Source organism: Sphingomonas sp. EU05-FHT14C10, from assembly GCF_058790595.1.
In genome coordinates, this window is the sequence record NZ_JBYTEN010000012.1 from 71,561 (window position 1) to 93,397 (window position 21,837).

General features: G+C 66.5%; 18 protein-coding genes and 1 pseudogene. 12 read left to right on the forward strand and 7 right to left on the reverse strand.

The window, feature by feature from the left end:
* Positions 1–40 precede the first annotated feature (40 nt).
* Positions 41–2,509 carry a TonB-dependent receptor gene (locus tag AC3WT0_RS13055; protein ID WP_492753835.1) on the forward strand — a complete coding sequence of 823 codons (2,469 nt, stop codon included), beginning with the start codon at positions 41–43 and terminating at the stop codon, positions 2,507–2,509.
* 99 nt (positions 2,510–2,608) lie between these two features.
* Here AC3WT0_RS13055 and AC3WT0_RS13060 read toward each other — a convergent pair whose 3' ends face one another.
* Both AC3WT0_RS13060 and AC3WT0_RS13065 read right to left on the reverse strand, forming a co-directional pair.
* Complete coding sequence (locus AC3WT0_RS13060) at positions 2,609–3,949, reverse strand: HAMP domain-containing sensor histidine kinase (protein ID WP_492753836.1); 1,341 nt, start codon at positions 3,947–3,949, stop codon at positions 2,609–2,611.
* Positions 3,950–3,955: 6 nt separating this feature from the next.
* Positions 3,956–4,630, reverse strand: coding sequence for a response regulator transcription factor (locus AC3WT0_RS13065; protein ID WP_492753837.1), 675 nt, complete (start codon positions 4,628–4,630; stop codon positions 3,956–3,958).
* A 114-nt stretch (positions 4,631–4,744) separates the two neighbouring features.
* Between AC3WT0_RS13065 and AC3WT0_RS13070 the strand changes: the two genes are divergently transcribed.
* From AC3WT0_RS13070 to AC3WT0_RS13080, 3 genes are all read left to right on the forward strand, one after another.
* Positions 4,745–5,149 carry a hypothetical protein gene (locus AC3WT0_RS13070; RefSeq protein WP_492753838.1) on the forward strand — a complete coding sequence of 135 codons (405 nt, stop codon included), beginning with the start codon at positions 4,745–4,747 and terminating at the stop codon, positions 5,147–5,149.
* An 89-nt stretch (positions 5,150–5,238) separates the two neighbouring features.
* Positions 5,239–7,242, forward strand: coding sequence for a TonB-dependent receptor family protein (locus AC3WT0_RS13075; protein WP_492753839.1), 2,004 nt, complete (start codon positions 5,239–5,241; stop codon positions 7,240–7,242).
* Entirely contained in the window at positions 7,242–8,588 is a 1,347-nt protein-coding gene (locus AC3WT0_RS13080; RefSeq protein WP_492753840.1) for a PepSY-associated TM helix domain-containing protein, read from the forward strand. The genes AC3WT0_RS13075 and AC3WT0_RS13080 overlap by 1 nt, the downstream gene beginning before the upstream one ends.
* Positions 8,589–8,676: 88 nt before the next feature.
* On the opposite strand, the pseudogene AC3WT0_RS13085 reads toward AC3WT0_RS13080, so the two are convergent.
* Together AC3WT0_RS13085 and parE are read right to left on the reverse strand one after the other, a co-directional pair.
* Positions 8,677–9,150 (reverse strand): annotated as a pseudogene (locus AC3WT0_RS13085) (FxDxF family PEP-CTERM protein); the annotation flags it as partial.
* A gap of 300 nt (positions 9,151–9,450) precedes the next feature.
* Positions 9,451–11,436 carry a DNA topoisomerase IV subunit B gene (gene parE / locus AC3WT0_RS13090; protein ID WP_492753841.1) on the reverse strand — a complete coding sequence of 662 codons (1,986 nt, stop codon included), beginning with the start codon at positions 11,434–11,436 and terminating at the stop codon, positions 9,451–9,453.
* Between the two features lie 309 nt (positions 11,437–11,745).
* Here parE and mgtE point away from each other — a divergent pair, with 309 nt between their 5' ends.
* A complete protein-coding gene (gene mgtE / locus AC3WT0_RS13095; protein ID WP_492753842.1) occupies positions 11,746–13,116 on the forward strand; it encodes a magnesium transporter in 1,371 nt (456 codons plus the stop codon).
* 196 nt (positions 13,117–13,312) lie between these two features.
* On the opposite strand, the gene AC3WT0_RS13100 is transcribed toward mgtE, so the two are convergent.
* Positions 13,313–14,644, reverse strand: coding sequence for a M24 family metallopeptidase (locus AC3WT0_RS13100; protein WP_492753843.1), 1,332 nt, complete (start codon positions 14,642–14,644; stop codon positions 13,313–13,315).
* A complete protein-coding gene (locus AC3WT0_RS13105; RefSeq protein ID WP_492753844.1) occupies positions 14,641–15,300 on the reverse strand; it encodes a GcrA family cell cycle regulator in 660 nt (219 codons plus the stop codon). Before AC3WT0_RS13105 ends, AC3WT0_RS13100 begins: the two co-directional genes overlap by 4 nt.
* A gap of 60 nt (positions 15,301–15,360) precedes the next feature.
* On the opposite strand from AC3WT0_RS13105, the gene AC3WT0_RS13110 reads away from it, so the two are divergent.
* Positions 15,361–16,188, forward strand: a complete 828-nt coding sequence (locus tag AC3WT0_RS13110; RefSeq protein WP_492753845.1) for an ABC transporter permease — start codon at positions 15,361–15,363, stop codon at positions 16,186–16,188.
* 75 nt (positions 16,189–16,263) lie between these two features.
* Here AC3WT0_RS13110 and AC3WT0_RS13115 read toward each other — a convergent pair whose 3' ends face one another.
* On the reverse strand, positions 16,264–16,584 hold the full coding sequence (locus AC3WT0_RS13115; RefSeq protein WP_492753846.1) for a DUF8200 family protein: 321 nt from the start codon (positions 16,582–16,584) through the stop codon (positions 16,264–16,266).
* A gap of 118 nt (positions 16,585–16,702) precedes the next feature.
* Here AC3WT0_RS13115 and AC3WT0_RS13120 point away from each other — a divergent pair, with 118 nt between their 5' ends.
* From AC3WT0_RS13120 to dxs, 6 genes are all read left to right on the forward strand, one after another.
* Complete coding sequence (locus AC3WT0_RS13120) at positions 16,703–17,686, forward strand: AraC family transcriptional regulator (RefSeq protein ID WP_492753847.1); 984 nt, start codon at positions 16,703–16,705, stop codon at positions 17,684–17,686.
* A 21-nt stretch (positions 17,687–17,707) separates the two neighbouring features.
* Positions 17,708–18,418: a dienelactone hydrolase family protein gene (locus tag AC3WT0_RS13125; RefSeq protein WP_492753848.1), complete on the forward strand. Its 711-nt coding sequence runs from the start codon at positions 17,708–17,710 to the stop codon at positions 18,416–18,418.
* A gap of 13 nt (positions 18,419–18,431) precedes the next feature.
* The gene (locus AC3WT0_RS13130; RefSeq protein WP_492753849.1) at positions 18,432–18,812 is read left to right on the forward strand and encodes a nuclear transport factor 2 family protein; all 381 of its coding nucleotides are present in this window, start codon (positions 18,432–18,434) and stop codon (positions 18,810–18,812) included.
* Positions 18,813–18,916: 104 nt separating this feature from the next.
* Positions 18,917–19,282, forward strand: coding sequence for a MerC domain-containing protein (locus tag AC3WT0_RS13135; protein ID WP_492753850.1), 366 nt, complete (start codon positions 18,917–18,919; stop codon positions 19,280–19,282).
* Between the two features lie 43 nt (positions 19,283–19,325).
* Positions 19,326–19,787 carry a Fur family transcriptional regulator gene (locus tag AC3WT0_RS13140; RefSeq protein WP_492753851.1) on the forward strand — a complete coding sequence of 154 codons (462 nt, stop codon included), beginning with the start codon at positions 19,326–19,328 and terminating at the stop codon, positions 19,785–19,787.
* Between the two features lie 75 nt (positions 19,788–19,862).
* The gene (gene dxs / locus AC3WT0_RS13145) at positions 19,863–21,788 is read left to right on the forward strand and encodes a 1-deoxy-D-xylulose-5-phosphate synthase (RefSeq protein WP_492753852.1); all 1,926 of its coding nucleotides are present in this window, start codon (positions 19,863–19,865) and stop codon (positions 21,786–21,788) included.
* The last annotated feature ends 49 nt before the right edge of the window (positions 21,789–21,837 follow it).

Below are 21,837 nucleotides of genomic sequence, written 5' to 3' on the forward strand. Positions count from 1 at the left end.
GAGCCGCCCTCGGTCAACCTAACCGGGGCACTCAACTCCAATGAAGAATATCAAACTGGCTCGCGCCTTCTGGCTGGCGAGCGCCGGCATTCTTTCCGGCGCACTGTTCGCCGGCAACGCCTATGCGGCCGACGATGCGGCGCCTGCCGCCGCCACCGCGCCTGTCGCCGATGCGGCTGATGCCGGCGGCGAGGGGCTGGGCGACATCGTCGTCACCGCCACCAAGCGCGAGACCAACCTGCAGAAGACGCCGATCGCCATATCGGTGGTGAGCGAGAAGACGCTGACCGATCGTCACGTCCAGAGCCTGATCGATCTTGCCGACGGCGGCATCCCGTCGCTGCGCGTCGCGACCTTCGAGGCGCGCCAGTCGGCGCTGACCGTCGGCATCCGCGGCATCGTTCCCTTCGACGCCAATCAGACGGCGCGCGACCAGGGCGTCGGCGTCTATGTCGACGGCGTCTATCTCGGCCGCCAGCAGGGCCTGAACGCCGCGCTGTTCGACGTCCAGCGCATCGAGGTGCTGCGCGGTCCGCAAGGCACGCTGTTCGGCCGCAATACCGAAGGCGGCGCGGTCAGCATCGTCACCAAGGATCCGACCGGCGAGTTCGGCGGTCGCCTGACCGGCGGATTCGGCAATTATGGCAGCTACAGCACCGAGGCGCATGTCGATCTTCCCGCCGTCGGCAACCTCGCGGTCAAGCTCGACGGCCTGATCCAGCATCAGGACCCGACGGTGAAGAACCCGATGTCGGGCCAGGCCGGCTGGAACCAGTATAACCGCGTCGGCGGCCGCATCTCGGCCAAGTGGACGCCCACCGACAACCTCACCATGCTGCTGTCCTACGACAAGGCGAAGGACGAGAACACGCCCTTCTACAGCCAGCTCGTCAACTACAACCCCAACAATTATCCCGTCGCCACGCTGGCGCAGATCAACGCCAATGGCGGCAAGCTGCCTGCCGGCTTCATCGCGCCGCTCTCGCCGCTCGTCACGGTCAGCGGCGATCATCGCATGAAGGTCGCCGACATCGGCGTGCCGCAGCAGCCGAGCGTCGATCGTACCGAAGGCGTCGCCTTCACGATCAAGTACAAGATCAGCCCCGACATCGAGCTCCGCTCGATCACCGGCGCGCGCAACGTCACGACTGATCAGTGGGACAATTCGGGCGGCGCGCACCGCACCGTCTTCCTGCCCAACGCCAACTTCAGCCGCTACAGCCTCTCCTTCCTCCACCAGAATCAGGTGAGCCAGGAATTCCAGCTGGTCGGCAGCCTGCCGCAGATCGACTATGTCGCCGGTCTCTACTATTTCAGCGAAAATGCCCGCGAAGAAGCGGCGACGCCGAGCAGCAACAAGTGGAATGCCGACGGCACCGGCTACACCATCAACAGCGAATCGGTCTTCGGCCCGATCACCTCGGCCAACCAGGGCTGGGATCGAGCGTCCTGGTTCCGTCAGCGCGGCAGCGAAGCCAGCGCACACAGCTATGCCGCCTTCGGCCAGTTTACCTTCACCCCGGATGCGCTGGGCGACATCGTCCACCTGACGGCGGGCGGCCGCTACACGCGCGACAAGCGCAACGGCACGCTCTACATCGTGCAGGGCAAGACGACGAACTTCACCTTCGACTACGACAAGGGCCGGTTCGACCCGATGGTGACGCTGGCCGTCGATGCGGCGCCGGGCGTCAATCTCTACGCCAAATATTCGACCGGCTATCGTGCCGGCGGCGCGAACGACCGCTCGCAGACCTTCACCGCCTTCGGCCCGGAAGTGGTCAAGTCGTATGAAATCGGCGCCAAGACCGATTTCTTCGATCACCGCGTCCGCCTGAACGTCGCGGGCTATCTGATGGACCGCACGGGCACCCAGACCGACTTCGACAATGTCGATACCAACCCGGCGAGCCCGACCTTCAACCTGCACACCGAAGAAACGCGCAACGCGCCGGGCAAGTCGAAGATCCGCGGCGTCGAGGCCGATCTGACGGTCAACCCGGCCGAGGGGCTGACGGTCGGTGCCTCCTATGCCTATACGCATACGAAGGTGCCGCCGACGCCGAACCCCTTCCTCAACAACCTGCCCTTCCAGGTCTATGTCGTCTATACGCCGAAGAATGCGGCGTCGGGCTTCGTCGACTATTCGCTGCCGGTCAGCGGCAACGGCATGGGGCTGCGTCTGCACCTCGACGCCAACTATGCCAGCCCGCAGCGCACCTTCCAGGCGGAATCGGTGCAGAGCGACTCGAGCTTCATCGTCAACGGCCGCCTCGCGCTCGCCGACATTCCGATGACGGGCGAGAAGACCAAGCTGACCGTGGCGGTGTGGACGCGCAACCTGTTCAACGAGACGCACATCTATCGCCGCTCGGCCGCCAACTCGTCGCCGACCGCGACCTATGCCAACGGCGTGCTGACCGGCTACAGCTATGGCGGCGTGCTTGGCGACTATGCCAACTTCAACCCGCCGCGCACCTTCGGCGTGGAAGCCACGCTGAACTTCTGATCGCGCTGACACGAAGAGAAGATGGCCCGTCCGGCACCCGCCGGGCGGGCCTTCTTTCTGGTGGCGCTCAACCGGATCGACGGCCGGGCAATGGCGCTCTCAAGCCACCGGCAATATCACGGTCACCGCCAGCCCCGGCGCGGCGTCGGAAAGGATGACGCGTCCGCGATGGAGCCGCGCGATCGCCTCGACCAGCGCGAGGCCCAGCCCGTGCCCGCGCTCGGTGCCGCTGCCGACGCGGCCGAAGCGCCGCATCGCCTGCTCGCGCTCGCCGGCGGCGATGCCCGGGCCATTGTCGATGACCAGCAGGCGCGCCTCCTTGCCCTCGCGGCTCACCGCGACGCCGATGCGCGCACCCGGCTGGGTATGGCGCAGGCTGTTCTGGATGAGATTGAGGATCAGCTGGGTCAGCAATTGCCTGTCGCCCTCGATCTGTGTCGGCGGGCAGGGGCCGGGCTCGATCGTCCGCCCATCGTCGGCCGCGACGGGCTCCATCATCGTCGCGACTTCCTCGGCCAGCGCGCCGAGATCGATCCGCGCGAAGCCCGCGCGCCGATCGCCGCCCTCGACTTCGGCAATGCGCAGGATCGCGGCGAAGGTCGCGAGCAGCGTGTCGCATTCGGCGATGCATGCCCCGATCTTTGCGCGCTCGCCTGCGTCGGCGGTCTCGTCTGCGATCAGCGACAATTGTCCGCGCAGCCGCGCCAACGGCGTCCGCAACTCGTGCGCGACGTCGTTGGAGATATTGCTGATACCGTGCATCAGTTCCGTCACGCGGTCGAGCATGCGGTTGAACGATCTTGCCTGTTGCCCGAAGGCGTCGTTTCCGTCCCCCACGGGCACACGCCGCCGCATGTCGCCGTCGACGATCGCCTCGGCGGTGCTGCGGATCGCCTGGATTCGCGCGGCGATCAGCATGCCGAACAGGCTGATCCCGCCGAGCACGATGAGGATGATCGCGCCGAAACCGGTCACGAAGATGCGCAGGCGGTGACTGTCATAATTGTCGAACGGTTCGGTCTCGCCGACCGTCACCAATGTCAGCCCACCCTTGACGCGGCGCACCAGCGCGCGGCCGGCGGACAGCCCTTCCAGCCCGTCGGCCGCAGTGAGGGTCGAGAAACCTTGCGGGGGCAGGCGCGCCAGTTCGATATTGCCGCCCAGCCGCTTGCCCGTCTGATCGATCAGCAGGAAGCCGATGTCGCCCGTGTCGCGCTCGCCGGCCAGATCGTCGATTCGCTCGATCATCTCTTTCAGATTGTCATGCGGCGCGACGCCTTCGACCGCATAGCTCAGCGCCGAGATGCGCCGGTCGACCAGCGCGCAGATCGTGAGATGCGTCGCGAAATAGCTGGCGACGCCGGTCGCGGCCGTCGCAGTCATGAACAGGATGATGAAGGCGATCGTCAGCGCGCGCAGCGATCGCAGCGGGTTGAGCAAGCCGCCTCAGCCCTTCAGCATATAGCCGACGCCGCGCAGCGTCGCGATCGCATCATCCTCGCCCGCCGCCGACAGGCGCTGGCGCAGCCGGCGGATATAGACGTCGACCAGATTATGCTCGGGCTCGAAATCATAGCCCCATACCCGCTCGATCAGCATCGCCCGTGTCAGCACCGTGCCGGCGTTGCGCGCCAGTTCGGCGAGCAGGTTGAACTCGGTCTTGCCCAGATCGATCGGCGTTTCCTCTACCCAGGCGCGATGCTTGGAGGGGCTGACGCGGATGCGTCCGGCGCGGATCGTCTCGCTGCCGCCGCTGGCCCAGTCGCGCCGCCGCGCCACGGCGTTCAGCCGCGCGTTGAGCTCCTCCACCGGTACGGGCTTGACCAGATAATCGTCGGCGCCGGTCTCCAGCCCTTCGATCTTGTCCTGCATATGGCCGAGCGCGGTGAGCATGATCACCGGCACACGATTCTCGTTGCCGCGCAGCCGTTCGAGGAAGGACATGCCGTCGAGCCCGGGCATCATGCGATCGAGGATCACCGCGTCATACTGGTCGCGGCCGACCGACTGCAGTGCCTCGCGCCCGTCGCGCGCCAGCTCGACCTTGTGGTCCAGCCGTCGCAGTTCCTCGGCCAGCGTGGGGCCATAGACATGATCGTCTTCGACGAGCAGCAGGTTCATGGAAATACGCAGGCCTCGGCTGTGCAGATGCTTCTCCTATAGGCGTTGGCATGGGCCTGCGCCACTGCGCACGCGGCTCGACAAGCGGGATTTTGCGTCCTACCACCCACGGCCATGCACGGGGGCAAGCTCGATATCGACCGGATCGGTGCGCGCGTCGCGCTCGGCCTCGTCGCGCTGGCACTGCTACTCCGCGTGTTGATCCCGGCCGGTTTCATGCCGGCGGCGGGCCAGGGCTTCGCGATCGAGCTCTGCACGGGCATGGGTGCGACGCCCGCGTGGGTCGATGCCGACGGCAAGGTCCACAAGGGCCGGCCCGACAAGGGCAGCGCTGCCGATCATCCCTGCGCCTTCGCCGGTTTCGGCGCGCTGGTCGATCTGCCCGCGCCTGCCGCCACGCCCCCGCTGCCGCTCCCGCCCGTCGCTGCGCCGCTCGTCGCGCGCGTCGCGGCGGCGTCGGTCGGGCAGGGGCTCGCGGCCCCGCCGCCGCCCCAGACGGGCCCCCCAACCAGCCTCTGACCTTATCGGGCGCCCCCTCGGCATGTGCGGGGCGGCGCAATCTGCATGAATCCGCATCTGCGTGCGGATCAGGTCAAGGCATTGAAATCATGAATATTTATCTGCGTCTCTCGGCCAGCGCCTTCGCGCTCGCCGCCACCGCCGTCCACGCCGAAACCGAGCGTGAAGCCGAGCCGATTGTCGTTACAGCTCAACAGCTTAACGACGAAGCCCGCATCGCGATCGACAAGATTCCGGGCGGCGTCGACCTCGTCGATTCCTCATCCTTCACCGACAAGCTAGCAGTAAACCTCAGAGACGCGCTGGCTTTCTCCCCCGGCGTTTACACTCAGCCGCGCTTCGGCCAGGAAGTTCGCATCTCGATCCGCGGATCGGGGATCAGCCGCGGCTATCATATGCGCGGCCTCACGCTCCTGCAGGACGGCATCCCGATCAACCTCGCCGACGACAACGGCGATTTCCAGGAGTTCGACCCGCAGGTCTTCGAACGGATCGAGGTCTATCGCGGCGCCAATGCGCTGCGCTTCGGCGGCTCGACATTGGGCGGCGCGATCAACGCCGTGACGCCGACGGGCCGGACCGCGCCAACCCTGGACGTCCGGCTCGACGGCGGCAGCTATGCCACGATCCGCAGCAAGCTGGCGGCGGCCTATGCCGACGAAAGCGGCGACGCCTATCTTGCCTTCACCACCGATCATTCGGACGGCGACCGTGAGCATGACTGGCGCAGTTCTCTGCGCCTCAACGGCAATGCCGGGCTGCGGCTGGGCGACGGGATCGAGACCCGCTTCTATGCGACGCTTAGCCATATCAAGCAGCGCCTGCCGGGCTCGCTGACCCTCGATCAGGCGCTGACGACGCCCAAATTGTCGTTGCCTGCGAACGTCAGCGGCGATCAGCAGCGCGACATCGATTCGATCCGTCTGCAGAATCGCACGACGCTCGACCTAGCCAGTGGCCAGATCGCGTTCGGCGCCTTCCTCAACCTCAAGCAGCTTTTCCACCCCATCTATCAGGTGGTCGATCAGAAGAGCACCGATCGCGGCCTGTTCGCCAATGCCGATCTGTCGGGCGATGTGGCGGGGCTGCCCTGGGAAATGTCGTTCGGTACGCAGGCGCGCTTCGGCACGGTGGCGGCCAAACAGTTCGTCAACGTCAGCGGCAAGCGCGGCGCGATCACCGCCAATGCGCGCCAGACGGCCTATACCGTCAACAGCTATGGCGAATTGCGTGTGAAGCTGATTGAGGCGCTGACGCTGATCGCCGGCGGCATCTACACGACGGGGCAGCGCAAGATCGACAATCGGTTGACCCCCGCGCGTAGCGGCACTGCCGATTTCGACGGCTTCGCGCCCAAGTTCGGACTGCTCTTCCAGCCGCTGTCCGCGATCCAGTTCTACGCCAATTACAGCCGCTCGATTGAGTTGCCGGGCTTCATCGAACTGTCGCAGACGCCGTCGGGCGGGGTTCCCGGATTCGCGCCGGTCGATCCGCAAAAGGCGTGGACGATAGAGATCGGCACGCGCGGCAGGCTGGGTATCGCTTCGTGGGATATCAGCCTTTATCGCGCGCGGATTCGCGGCGAGCTGCTTCAATATGCGCTTGCGCCCGACATCCCGGCATCGACCTTCAACGCCGATCGGACGCGGCACCAAGGGGTAGAGGCAGGGCTGGACCTGCAATTCGCCCCCTGGCTGCGGCTGCGGCAGGTCTATCAGTTCAATGATTTCCGCTTCCGGGCGGACAGCCAATATGGCGACAATCGCCTGCCGGTGGTGCCCAAGCAGCAATATCGCGCGGAGGTTCGCCTGGGCAGCGATGTGGTAAGCGTCTCGCCCAATGTCGAATGGACGCCCACCGGTGCCTGGGCGGATTATCAGAACAGCGCTCGTGCGCCCGGCTATGCTCTGTTGGGCATTGGCGGCGAGGCGAAGGTCGCCAAAGGGATGACGGCGTTCGTCGACGTCCGCAACATCACCGGGAAAAAGGCGGTCGGCGACATATCCGCCGTGCTCCTGGCGACGTCCACGACGGTCGCTTACTATCCGGTCGAGCGCCGCGCCGTTTATGGCGGCCTGCGGGCGTCTTTCTGATGGCGACGATCGCCCCTGCGCGTCCGGCGCTCCCCGAGGGGGGCGCCGGCAGCGATTCGATCTTCCGTTCGGTCTGGCGCTGGCATTTCTATGCCGGGCTCGCGGTGCTTCCCTTCATGCTGTGGCTGGCGGCGACGGGAAGCCTCTATCTCTACAAAGCCGAGATCGAGGCGACGGTTTATGCCCGGTGGAGCCATGTCACGCCGAGCGGGGCGCCGCTGCCGATCGATGGGATGGTCGCGGCGGTCGAGCGGCAGTCGCATGCGCGCGTCGTCCAGGTGATGCGCCCCGTCGATCCGGCAGCAAGCTGGCGCATGACGTTGAAGCAGACGGACGGTGTGCGCCGCCTCGCCTTCATCGACCCGTGTCGCGGGGCGGTGCTGGGGCAAACCCGCGACGGCGGCGTCATGCAGTTGGTCCGCGATCTCCACAGCCTGATCATCACCGGCCCGATCGGAAACGCAGTGATCGAGATCGTCGCGGGATGGGCGGTCATCCTCGTGCTCAGCGGCCTGTATCTTTGGTGGCCGCGGCGGGGCAGCCCGGTGCTGGGACTTCGCGGCCGCCCCGGCGGGCGTCTGTTCTGGCGGGATCTGCACGCATCGGTTGGGCTGACGGCGGCAGCCGTGATCCTGTTCCTCGCGGTCACCGGGATGCCGTGGACCGGCATCGCCGGGAAGCAGCTCCAGACATGGGTAGCGGCTCGCGGACTGGGGCGGCCGAAATCGCCCGGTCCCAATCCGTGGGAAGTCGCGAAGGCGCACGATCATGATGCGCGTCAAAGCCTGCCCTGGTCGATGCAGGCCGCCGCGCTGCCGGATGGCCATGGCGCGGGGGATATCGGCCCGGCGCGCGCCGCCGCCATCGCTGCGGACAGGGGACTGGGCGCACCGTGGACAATGACGCTGCCTGCCACGCCCAAGGTGCCCTACATCATCTCGCAGGCCATCGTCCGTGCCGATGATGCGCGCGTGCTCTACATCGATGCATCCGACGGGAGGGTGTTGCAGGATGCACGATACGCTGGCTTCGGTGCTGGCGCACGCACGATCGAATGGGGGATCGCCGTCCACCAGGGGCAGCAATATGGTGAGTTGAACCGGCTGCTCATGCTCGGCGGCTGTATGTCGATCGTCCTGCTTGCGCTGACTGCGCCCTTGCTGTGGTGGAAGCGCAGGCGGAACGGACGCCTCGAAGCGCCGCCGCGCGCGACCGATCGGCGCATGGCTCGCAATATCGCGACGATCATGGTGCTGGTGGGGCTGCTGTTTCCGCTTACCGGCTTGTCGATGCTGGTCGCGCTCGCCGGCGAATGGCTGTGGCGATGTCTGTGCAAAGCGGCTTGACGGGCATCGGCCGCCACCCGTCCCGAATGCAAACAGAAAGGGGGCGACCTTTCGGCCGCCCCCTCGCTTTCCGAACGTATCGCCGAGATCAGGCGAGAACGATCTTGGTCGCCTTGCGACGCATCGCGCCGCCGACGAGGCCGAAGCCGCCGATCATCAGAGCCCAGGTCGCCGGCTCGGGAACCGCAGTCGGGCGATAGTTGAGCGTGCCGCTATAGGCACCGCCTTCGACGCCCCAGCTTCCGGTGACGTAGATGGTGTGCGTGCCGGCACCGATCGAGGTGTTGGCAAGCGTCCACAATTCGGTCGTGCCCGACATCTGCTGAACGAAGTCGACGCCATCCAGCTTCACGCTGGTGATGGCGACATCGAAGAAGCCGGTGAGGTCGATCGAGACCACCGAGCCGCTCGCGTCACCGGCATAAGGCACGGTGAAGACGAACTGGTCGGCGATCGCGCCCGACGCCGCGCTCGACTGGCCGAAATCGACCGAGCCGCCCGTGGCGGGAACGCTGAGATTGATAACCGCAGCGCTGGCTGGCGCGGCGATGGCAGCGGTCGCGAGCAGCGCCGCGCTGATGAGATACTTGGTCATACACTACCCCCATGTACGTAGCATGCCGAAGCCGAATCACAGCGACCGCCTTCGGATGAGTCATCTATTAACGACCTGGTAACTTTTGTCGCCTCCGAAATTTCGTTCCGGCCGCGAAAAAATGGTTACCACTGCAATGGCTTGTCCCAAATGAGGACAAGCTAACCGTAAACAACGGACAGGTGCGGTTTCTGCAACCGGAAATCGCGTTGCGCGGCCAGCCATCTCGCGCCGGCCTCGATTCGCATCCGCGCGATTCGCGCCGAATCAGGCGTCGATCGCTTCCTCGTCGAGCCGCGCCGCATTTTCCTGGATGAACTGGAAACGATGCTCGGGATTCTTGCCCATCAGCCGGTCGACCAGATCGCGCACGCCGGCGCGCTCTTCATATTCCTGCGGCAGGGTGATGCGGATCATGCTGCGCGATGCCGGGTCCATCGTCGTTTCGCGAAGCTGCTGGGGGTTCATCTCGCCGAGGCCCTTGAAGCGGCTGACCTCGACCTTCTTGCCCTTGAAGGCTGTCGCTTCCAGCTCGGCACGATGCGCATCGTCGCGCGCGTATGCGCTCTTGCCTCCCGCCACGAGGCGGAAGAGCGGCGGCTGGGCGAGGTAGAGATGCCCGCGCCGGACGAGATCGGGCATCTCCTGGAAGAAGAAAGTCATCAGCAGGGTCGCGATATGCGCGCCATCGACATCGGCGTCGGTCATGATGACGACGCGCTCATAGCGGAGATTGTCGGGCTGGAAGCGGTCGCGCGTGCTGCAGCCGAGCGCCTGGATAAGATCGGCGATTTCCTGGTTGGCCGAAATCTTGGCGCTGTTGGCCGAGGCGACGTTCAGGATCTTGCCGCGAATTGGCAGGATCGCCTGCGTCTTGCGGTCGCGCGCCTGCTTGGCCGATCCACCCGCGCTGTCGCCTTCGACGATGAACAGCTCGGTGCCGGCGGGATCGTCGGCCGAGCAATCGGTCAGCTTGCCGGGCAGGCGGAGCTTGCGCGCCGAGGTCGCGGTCTTGCGCTTGACCTCGCGCTCGGCCTTGCGGCGGAGGCGCTCGTCCATCCGGTCGAGCACGAAGCCGAGCAAAGCGCGGCCGCGGTCCATATTGTCCGAGAGATAATGGTCGAAATGATCGCGCATCGCGCGCTCGACGAGCGTCGCCGCCTCGGGACTGGTCAGCCGGTCCTTGGTCTGGCTCTGGAACTGGGGGTCGCGGATGAAGACGCTGAGCATCAGCTCGTCGCCGGTCATCACATCCTCGGCGCTGATGTCCTTCGCCTTCTTCTGCCCGACCAGTTCGCCGAAGGCGCGGATGCCCCTGGTCAGGGCGGTGCGCAGCCCGGCTTCGTGCGTGCCGCCGTCGGGCGTGGGGATGGTGTTGCAATACCAGCTATAGCTGCCCTCGCTCCACAGCGGCCAGGCGACGGCCCATTCGACGCGGCCCTGCGCATCGGGGAAATCCTGGCTGCCGGCGAAGAAATCGGCGGTCGCGCATTCGCGATTGCCGATCTGCTCCTTCAGATGATCGGCAAGCCCGCCGGGGAACTGGAACACTGCTTCGGCAGGCGTATCGTCGCTGATCAGCTCGGGGGCGCACTTCCAGCGTATCTCGACGCCGGCGAAGAGATAGGCCTTGGAGCGGACGAGCCGGTGGAGGCGTGCGGGCTTGAAGTGCATCTCCGGCCCGAAGATTTCGGTATCGGGCACGAAGGAGACGCTGGTGCCGCGCCGGTTGGGCGTGGCGCCGAGGCGTTCGAGCGGGCCGAGCGTCACGCCGCGCGAGAAGCGCTGGCGGAAAAGCTCCTTGTTGCGCGCGACCTCGACGACCGTATCGCTCGACAGCGCGTTGACCACGCTGACGCCGACGCCGTGGAGGCCGCCCGAGGTGGCATAGGCCTTGCCGGTGAACTTGCCGCCCGAATGGAGCGTCGACATGATCACTTCGAGCGCCGACTTGTCCGGAAACTTCGGATGCGGATCGACGGGGATGCCGCGACCGTTGTCGACGATGGTCAGCCGGTTGCCGGGCTCCAGCGTCACTTCGATCCGCGTCGCGTGGCCGGCAACCGCTTCGTCCATCGCATTGTCGAGCACTTCGGCGGCAAGGTGGTGGAAGGCGCGCTCGTCGGTGCCGCCGATATACATGCCGGGGCGACGGCGGACCGGCTCGAGCCCCTCGAGAACCTCGATCGACGAAGCGTCATAGGCGTTGCTGGTCTGCGAAGCGCCGCCGGGCGCGAAAAGATCGTCGGACATGCGCCAAGCTATAGGAAGCACCCGGCGCCGGTGACAAGGGCGGGGCGCCGGCGACGCGAGTCGATACACCGCCGCGCCGGTCCGATATGGCCGATTTTTCATCTCCGCAGCGCTTGACCAAAGCGGCCGCTCATCCCATTGCGGCTGCGTAGCGACCGGGCATTCCGCCCGGGCGCGCCCAAGGAAACCCAACCCCAATGCCGAGCGACAGTAGTCGATTGTCATTGCCGTCACGGCTGATCGCGGCCTGATCCTTCAAGGGTTGGCTCACCGCGATGCGCCCGTGGCGGCGGATCGTGAGGTGAGATTATGGAAGATGTTCGTGTCGCGAGCGGCGCATCGGTGGATGTCGCGCTCTTTGCCAATCTGATCGACGCGCATGCCGCCGATATCGTCGCCATCCTCAACGAGGAGGATGAGGCGACGGCGGCGACGATGCTGTCCTATCTGCCGATCGAGCGCGCGGTCGATGCGTTCGACCGCCCCGAGCTGACGCGCGCGGGCGAATTGCTGCTCGATCTGCCGCAGGATCGCGCGGGGCAGATATTGAAGGGCATGGCCGACGACCGCGCCGCCGCCGTGCTGCGCGATCTGGACGGCGAGGACCGCAGCGCGCTGCTCAAGCTCGTCGATTTCGACAGCGCCTGGCCGCTCAAGCGCCTGCTTTCCTACCCCGAGCATAGCGCCGGCAGCATCATGTCGACCGAGTTCGTCAGCGTGCCCGCCGGCTTCACCGTGGCGGAGACGCTGCGCCATATCCGCGAGGTCGAGCATACGCGCGAGACGGTCTATGCCATCCACGTCATCGATCCGGCGACGCGCGCGCTGATCCGCGTGGTGACGCTGCGCCAGCTGATCATGGGCGAGCCCGAGCAGCCGATCCTCGATATCGCCCCCGATCGCGAGCCGATCACCGTCGAGGCCGATACCGATCAGGAGGAAGTGGCGCGGCTGATCTCGATCCACGATCTGCTCGCGGTGCCGGTGGTCAACGAGCGCCGGCAGGTGCTGGGGATCGTCACGGTCGACGACGTGATCGACGCGATCGTCGTCGAGAGCAGCGAGGACGTGCAGAAGTTCGGCGGCGTCGAGGCGAGCACCGAGCCTTATCTCGATACCGGGTTCCTCGGCATGTACCGCAAGCGCGCCGGCTGGCTGTGCGCGCTGTTCATCGGCGAGATGCTGACCGCGAGCGCGATGCAGCATTTCGAGGACGAACTGGCCAAGGCCGTGGTGCTGACGCTGTTCATCCCCCTCATCATGAGTTCGGGCGGCAATTCGGGATCGCAGGCGACATCGATGCTGATCCGCGCGCTTGCGCTGGGGCAGCTCCGGCTGCGCGACTGGTGGCGCGTGGCGCTGCGCGAGTTGCCGATCGGCGTCGCGCTGGGCGCGAGCCTTGGCGTGATCGGCGTGATCCGCATCGCGATCTGGCAGAATCTGGGGATCTTCGATTATGGCCAGCATTGGGAACTGATCGCGCTGACCGTCGGCGTCGGGCTGGTCGGGATCGTCACCTTCGGCTCGCTCGCCGGATCGATGCTGCCCTTCCTGCTCAAACGGCTCGGTTTCGATCCGGCAAGCGCCTCGGCGCCCTTCGTCGCGACGCTGGTCGATGTGACCGGGCTGGTGATCTATTTCAGCGTCGCGCTGATGATCCTCAAGGGCACTTTGCTCTAGCGCGGCATCGTCACGCTGGTCGGTGTAGGGAATGGTGGAAAAGCGCCATTCCCGCCGCTGGAAGTTGACAAAATTGAGAGGCTGGAGCGCGTCTCTCAACTTCGGATCGCGGGCGATGTCAAAGAACGGGCGCGGGCGCCGGTGCAGGTCTAGCAAAGCGGCGCGGTTGTAGGACAGCGTCCCGAGCGGCCGCCGTTCAACGCGGGATCAGCAGGAAATTCTTCTGGCGGCCGTCGAGGAAGCGGAGCGACTGGCCGTCATAATAGGCGTCCTCCTCAAGCCGGAAGGTGACTTTCTGGCTGCCCCATTCGGGCACGGCGCGCGTCGCGTTGAGCTCGACCGACCAGGCGGTGTCGGGGTGGATGCGATAGCTGCCTTTGGGATCGTCGCCCTGATTGTCCCAGAAGCCGATCGCCGGGCCGGCGGCGTGGCCGTGGAAGCCGATCGGGTGCGAATAGATGGTCGGTTCAAGCCCCCCGGCGATCGCGGTGGCGCGCGCGCGGGCGAGCACCTGATTGCCGGTATCGCCGACCCGGAAGGCGGCGATCAGCGCGTCCTGCACGCGATTGGCATCGGCCATCCCGGCCTTGAGCCCCACCGGCGCGTCGCGCTCGCCATCGCGCAGCACATAGGCGAGATGCTGGGTGTCGGTGTTGAGGCCGAGATAGGTGATGCCGAAATCGGTCCACAGCATGTCGCCCTTCTGGATGACATGATCGCCCTCGAGCGCGTCGGCCTCGCCCTTGCGGAAAATGGCGACCGAGGGCTGGAACCAGGTCGACAGGCCGAGCGCGGCGATGCGTTCGCGATACCACCAGACGACGTCGGCGGCCGTTGTCTTGCCGGGCTTGATGACCTTGGCCGAAAGCCCTTCGGCAATGATCGCGTGGGCGATACGGACGATCGTCGGATAGGCCTTGAGCTCGGCCGGGGTGCGATGTTCGAGCCAGCCGATGGCAAGCGCGTCGGTCTCGACCACGCGCTGGCGAAGCGCGGGCGGGAGCGCGTCGGTGAAGGCGCGATACTGGCTGAGCGTCATCCCGTCGCCGAAGGCGGACAGTGCCGAGCTGTTGATCGCGATCTTCTTCGGGTTGCGCGCGGCGACGATCTCGGCCGCGGCGCGCCATTGGTCGGGCTGCTTCTTCGGATCCCAGGCGGGAGAGAAAAGCCCGGCAAGTCCGTAGCGGCTGACGGTCAGCCGCTCGACCGGGCGGCCGTCGCCCGGATCGAAGAAGATGAGGATCGTCGTGCGCCGCGCGTGCATGCTCTCGGCATCCAGCATCGTCTGGACGACGGGATCCTCGAAATATTCGCGCGCGACGAGCACCCACATGTCGACGCCTTCGGCGCGCATGAGCTGCGGCACGATCGTATCGAGCCGCTCGGCCAGCCAGGCATCCTGAAGCGTCGCGCGTTCGCGCAGCTTGAGGATCGGAGGCAGCGGAGGGTTGCTTGACTCAGGAGCATCCGCCGCGCCGACGAGCAGCGCGAAAAGCCCCAGCGCAAGCGCCCCCCTGAGCGGCCTCACCGGGCGCGCGGCCCGCCGAACGAGATGGGCGGCGGCGCGCGGCGATCGCGACGCGGAAGCTGCGCCTGATAGGCCTGACCGCAATGGCCGATGCAATAAGGGAAGCCGGCATTCACCGGCTGGCCGCAAAAGTGGAAATCCGGCTCGCCCGGATGGCCGATCGGCCATTTGCAGATCTTGTCGTTGAGATCGAGCAGGCTGGTCTTGCCCGCAACTTCGACGCCCGGACGCGCGGGGACGAGACGGCGCGGCGGCGCGGGCGGGATCGGCGCCTGCTGGTCGCCGGGGCCTTGGCGAAGGAAGCCGCCGGGGCCGACCGAGCGCAGCACCGGTTCCGCCGGAGTCGCAGACGCGGCGGCGGCCGGTGCGGTCTTGGGCTCGGCAGGCGCTGGGACGGGAGCCGGCGCGGCACGCGGCGCGGCCGGGCGCGGCGGAGCTGCCTCGGCAGCGGGCTTGGGCGCGGCCTTCTTCGGCGCGGGCGACGCGGCTTCCTTTTCCTTTACGGGCGAGGGGCGCGACTGGAGGCCAAGGCGATGCGCCTTGCCGATCACCGCGTTACGGCTGACCCCGCCGAGTTCCTCGGCGATCTGGCTGGCGGTCAGCCCGCTTTCCCACATCTTCTTGAGCTGTTCGATACGCTCGTCGGTCCAGGACATGACGTTCCTTCAATCTGAAAATCTTGCAGGCCAAGCCGACAGCCGATAGGCGATCGGACCATGAGCGACCAGTCCCAATCCGGAATCCGCTTCGCCCCCGGCGAAGCGTCGATCAAGCGTGTGAACTGGCCGGGCCTTGTCGCCCTCTATGTGAAGGAGGTGCGGCGTTTCTTCAAGGTCCAGCTCCAGACCATCTGGGCGCCGGCCGTCACCAACCTGCTTTTTCTCGTCATCTTCACCGTCGCGCTGGGCGGTGCGGGCAAGACGGTGCTCGGCCATCCCTTCGCCGATTTCGTCGCCCCCGGGCTGATCGTGATGGGGATGATGCAGAATGCCTTCGCCAATGCCAGCTTCTCGCTGCTCGTCGGCAAGATACAGGGCACGATCGTCGATTATCTGATGCCGCCGCTGTCCAGCGCCGAAGTGCTCGCGGGGCTGGTGGGCGCGGCGGTGACGCGCGCCGCACTGGTCGGGCTGGTGCTGTGGACGGCGATGGCGCTGTGGCCCGGCGTCCATGTGACCCCGCGCCATATCTGGGCGATCTTCTGGTTCGGGCTGAACGGCTCCCTGTTCCTGGCGACGCTGGGCGTGCTCACCTCGATCTGGGCCGAGAAGTTCGATCACGCCGCGACGGTCAGCAATTTCGTCGTGGCGCCGCTCGCCTTGCTGTCGGGCACCTTCTATTCGGTCGATCATCTCGCGCCGGCCTTCCGCGCGATCAGCCACGCCAATCCCTTCTTCTACATCATCTCGGGCTTCCGGTACGGATTTCTGGGCGAGGCCGACTCGCCGATCGCAGTCGGGGCGATCCTGCTGCTCGTCATCAACATCGCGATGCTCGGCATCGCCTATGCGATGCTGCGGAGCGGGTGGAAGCTGAAGAACTGAAAACGGAACGGCCCCGTCGCCTGGAGGCGACGAGGCCGTCATGCACGCCCCGTCGCCGGGGAGCGGATCGCCGGATCAGTTCGACGCCGTCTGGGCCGCGGCGTGGCCGGCCTTGGCGTTGCAGCGCGCGAGGCTCTCGGCATCGAGGCTTGCTTCGCCGACGCTCAGCGCGGTGACGACGGCGGTGCGCGACAGCGTGGCGCAGGCGCGCTGCATCGCAACCTGGCGCGCGTCGCCGGGGCCGGTGCAAGTCGTGCCGCTGCAGCTCCACAGCGAGTCGCCGACGACGATCTTGGCGGGAAGGCGGGCATCGGCGCCGAACTGCGCCTGTGCGCTGGGGGCAGCGATCGCGGGGGCCGCGACCAGCATCATGGGGAGGAGGAAGAAGCGAGTCATCGAAGGTCTCCAGTCACAGATAAGCTCTTGGCTATTTTCCTCTCCTACACCTTGTCGATTAGACGTATAAGCGGTATAAGGCCAGAATAATATTCCAATCGTCCAGAGGAGAGAGACGTTGGACCCGATCGACGACGTGTTCAGCGCGATGCGCGTCCGAAACGCGCTTTACTGCCGGATCGAAGCGACGGCGCCGTGGGGCGTCGCCTTCGTGCGCGGCAAGGCGGCGCGCTTCGGGCTGGTCGTGCGCGGCGGATGCTGGCTGACCGTCGAGGGTGAGGAGCCGCTCGCGCTGACCGCTGGCGATTGCTACGTCATCGTCAATGGCGCGCAATATGCGTTGCAGGACCGGCCCGAGAGCCCGACGCGCTTCTGCTATGATGCGTTGCGGCAAAATGCCAGTCATGTCGTGCATCTCGACGGCGGCGGCGAGGCAGCGACGGTGGTGACGGGCTGGTTCCGCTACGACTCGGTCTCGATCCAGCCGCTCGTCGACCTGATGCCGACCCTGATCCACGCACGCATGGATGCGGCGGGGGCCGAGATCCTCCAGCGCACGCTGCAATTGCTGGCGATCGAGACGGCGCGGCAGAGCCTGGGATCGACGACGGTGGTCAGCAGGCTGGCCGACATATTGTTCATCCAGGCGATCCGCACCCATGCCGAGGCCGAGGGCGATGCCGCCAAGGGCTGGATCGGCGCGCTCGGCGACCACAAGCTGTCGCGCGCCTTCGCGGCGGTCCACGCGCATGTCGATCGCGCCTGGACGGTCGAGGAACTGGCGCACGAGGCGGGCATGTCGCGATCGGCCTATGCCGCGCGCTTCAAGGAGCGGGTGGGGCTGTCACCGCTCGAATATGTCACGCGCTGGCGGATGTTCCGCGCGGGGGCCTTGCTGCGCGACGGGCGGCTGTCGATCGCGGAGATCGCGATCCGGGTCGGCTATGAGAATGAATCGGCCTTCGCCAAGGCGTTCAAGCGCACCACCGGGATGACGCCGGGGGCCTATCGGCGGGGTGATCGCGAGATACGCTTCTCGCGCCGTTCCTTGCCTCTCGCGCCGATCGATCCCAAAGCGGACGGGCAGGCGATCGCCGCCTGAGTCTTCTGCGGGAGTGCGGCCATGGGCGCGTATATCGACTATTCCGACGGCGATCGGACCTTCCAGGCCTATGTCGCGAAGCCCGCAGGCGACGACGCGGCGCCCGCAATGCTGGTGATCCACACGATACGCGGCCAGACCGACGCCGAGCGCGAGCGGGCCGACCAGTGGGCGGCGAAAGGCTGTGTCGGCATCGCGGTGGACGTTTACGGTAAGGGGCGTGCAGGGGCGGATCCGGCAGCCAATCTCGCGCTGATGGGCGAATGCCTGGGCGATCGGGCGATGCTGCAGCAGCGGCTGCTCGCGGCGGTGGCGTTCGCGAGGGGGCTGGAGGGCGTCGATCCCGCGCGCGTCGCGGCGGTCGGCTATTGCTTCGGCGGGCTGTGCGCGCTCGATATCGCGCGGAGCGGCACCGGGGATGTCGCGGGCGTGGTCAGCGTCCACGGGGTCTTCCATCCCAACGGCCTGCCGCCCCGGCCGATCGCGACCAAGATCCTCGTCTGCCACGGCTATGCCGATCCGCATGCCCCGCCCGAGGCGATGATCGCGCTGGCGGGCGAACTGACCGACGCCGGCGCCGACTGGCAGATCCACGCCTATGGCCATGTGAAGCACGGCTTCGCCAATCAGGGGTTTGACGCGCCCGAGCGCGGTGTCGTCTATGACGCGGTGGCCGATCGCCGGTCGCGCGCGGCGATCGACGCCTTCGTGGCGGAACTGTTCGCGTGTTAGGTGGGGGCTCAAGATGTCGCTACGCGCATTGATGATCGAGATGTTCGACGAGATGGTCGCGAAGAAGAATATCGACCTCGTCCCGCATTATTATCATCCCGATTTCAGGCTTTGGACCAACGGGCTCGAGCAGGATTATGCCGGTTTCCTCGACGGGCACCGGGCGGTCTATGCGACCGAAATCAGCTATCGGCTGCGCTACGACGACGAAACCTGGGTCGAGAATGGCGATCGGCTTGCGGTGAGGCTGTGGATCGCGACGGAACGGCCGGGCGAGGCGCCGGTCGAGTTCGAGGTCGTGCTGATCGCGATCTACAAGGACGCGCGGATCTGGCGGCTGTGGGAAACCACCTCCCCGGACTGGCGGAAGGAAAAGGCGTTCGAGGACTATTGAGGCGGGATCGCGGCCTGCGTGGCGCGATCATACCAAATATCGCGCCATGTTATGTTGTAACCTGACCTCATCCGTGCCACATAGGCGCCGCTGTGGAGTCGCGGATGAACGAGATATTGTCGCGGGAGGGGATGCTCGACCGGCTGGCCATTGGCCTGTCGGGGCTTTGCGTCGTCCACTGCCTTGGCACCGCGGTATTCCTCGGGCTGGTTTCGGCGGGCGGCAGCCTGTTCAGCCACGAGGTCCACGAAGTCGGCCTGCTGCTGGCGATGCTGCTCGGCGCGTTCGCGCTGGTGCGCGGGGTTCTGGCGCACGGCATGATGATCCCGGCGGCGATCGGCGGGCTGGGGCTGGGCGTGATGGCCGGCGCGCTGGCGCTGCCGCACGACGGGACCGAGGCGATCTACACGGTGATCGGCGTGCTCATCCTTGCGCTCGGCCATGATCTCAATCGCCGCGCGGTAAGCTGAACCCCTTATTGCGGGCGGCGCCGCCAGGCCTTACATTCCGTCCATGGCGCATCCGCACAAACATCATCCCAATGCCGGACCCGAACTGGCCGAGGCCGCGCGCGTGGTGCTCGAGCAGTCGGGCGAGCAGTGGACGGCGATGCGCGCGAGCATTTTCGAGGCGCTGGCCGGATTCGGCCACCCTGCATCGGCCTATGACATTGCCGAGGCGGTCTCCAAGGCCGAGGGACGGCGCATCGCCGCGAACAGCGTCTATCGCATCCTCGACCTGTTCGTGGGCGCGAACCTTGCCCGGCGCGTGGAAAGCGCCAATGCCTATGTCGCCAACGAGCATCCGGGCTGCCTGCACGACTGCATCTTCCTCGTCTGCGACAATTGCGGGCAGACGACGCATATCGATGACGACCGGCTGGCTGATGGGGTGCGCAACGTCGCCGAGAAAAGCGGTTTCGCGCCCGAGCGGCCGGTAATCGAAGTGCGCGGCCGCTGCGCCGATTGTCACTGAAACGCAATCCAGACCTGCGTAGGAATCGACACGACATTTCCTCTGGGTTAGAGAGCCGGCTTAAAGAGGAATTTCATGGCCGATCTACCCGCGACGCCGCTGCTTGACACCGTCAAGACCCCGGACGACCTGCGCCGCCTTCATCCCGACCAGCTACGCCAGCTTGCGGACGAACTCCGCGCCGAGACGATCTCTGCCGTGGGCAGCACGGGCGGGCATCTGGGCTCGGGACTCGGCGTCGTCGAGCTGACGACCGCCATCCATTATGTGTTCGATACCCCGCGCGACCGGCTGATCTGGGACGTGGGCCATCAATGCTACCCGCACAAGATCCTGACCGGGCGCCGCGACCGCATCCGCACGCTGCGCCAGGGCGGCGGCCTTTCGGGCTTCACCAAGCGCGCCGAAAGCGAATATGACCCGTTCGGCGCGGCGCACAGCTCGACCTCGATCTCGGCGGCGCTGGGCTTCGCGGTCGCCAACAAGCTGGCGGGCCGGCCGGGCAAGGGCATCGCGGTGATCGGCGACGGCGCGATGAGCGCCGGCATGGCCTATGAGGCGATGAACAACGCCCAGGAAGCCGGCAACCGCCTGATCGTCATCCTCAACGACAACGACATGTCGATCGCGCCGCCGGTGGGCAGCCTTTCGGCCTATCTCGCGCGGCTGATCTCGTCGTCCGAATATATGGGCCTGCGCAGCCTGGCACGGCGCTGGTCGCGCAAGCTGTCGCGCCGCGCCTCGGCGGCGGCGGGGCGCGCCGAGGAACTGGCGCGCGGTTTCGTCACCGGCGGGACGCTGTTCGAGGAACTGGGTTTCTATTATGTCGGCCCGATCGACGGCCATAATCTCGACCATCTGATCCCGGTGCTCGAGAATGTCCGCGATGCCGAGGAAGGCCCGATCTTCGTCCATGTCGTGACCAAGAAGGGCAAGGGCTATGCCCCGGCCGAGGCCGCGGCGGACAAATATCACGGCGTCCAGAAATTCGACGTCATCACCGGCGCGCAGGTCAAGGGGCCGCCGGGGCCGCCCGCCTATCAGAATGTCTTCGCCGACCAGCTGATCAAGGAAGCCGAGGCCGATCCGGCGATCTGCGCGATCACCGCCGCCATGCCTTCGGGCACCGGCCTCGATCGTTTCGCCAGGGCCTTCCCCGACCGCACCTTCGACGTCGGCATCGCCGAGCAGCATGCGGTGACCTTCGCGGCGGGCCTCGCGGCGGAAGGGATGCGGCCTTTCTGCGCGATCTATTCGACCTTCCTGCAGCGCGCCTATGACCAGGTCGTGCATGACGTGGCGATCCAGAACCTGCCCGTCCGCTTCGCGATCGACCGCGCCGGTCTGGTCGGCGCCGACGGTGCGACGCATGCCGGCAGCTTCGACGTCACCTATCTCGCCACCCTGCCCAATTTCGTGGTGATGGCGGCGGCGGACGAGGCCGAGCTGGTCCATATGGTCCATACCTGCGCCCGGCATGACAGTGGGCCGATCGCGGTGCGCTATCCGCGCGGCGGCGGCATCGGCATCGACCTGCCCGAGACGCCCGAGGTGCTGGAGATCGGCAAGGGCCGCATGGTCCGCGAAGGCAAGACCGTGGCGATCCTGTCGCTCGGCACGCGGCTCGAGGAAGCGCTGAAGGCCGCGGACCGGCTCGAGGCGCAGGGCCTTTCGACCAGCGTCGCCGATCTGCGTTTTGCCAAGCCGCTCGACGAGGCGCTGATCCGCCGCCTGCTTACCACGCACGAAGTGGCGGTGACGATCGAGGAAGGCGCGATCGGCGGCCTCGGCGCGCATGTGCTGACCTTCGCCAGCGACAATGGGCTGACCGATGCGGGGCTCAAGATCCGCACGCTGCGCCTGCCCGATGTCTTCCAGGATCAGGACAAGCCCGAGACGCAATATGCCGAGGCCGGGCTGGATGCCGATGCGATCGTCGAGACGGTGCTGAAGGCGCTGCGCAGGAACAGCGTCGGCATGATTGAAGGCGCACGGGCCTGAGCTCAGCGCGGCGCGCGCGGAACAGCCACGCGACGGTCAGCTACTGGCT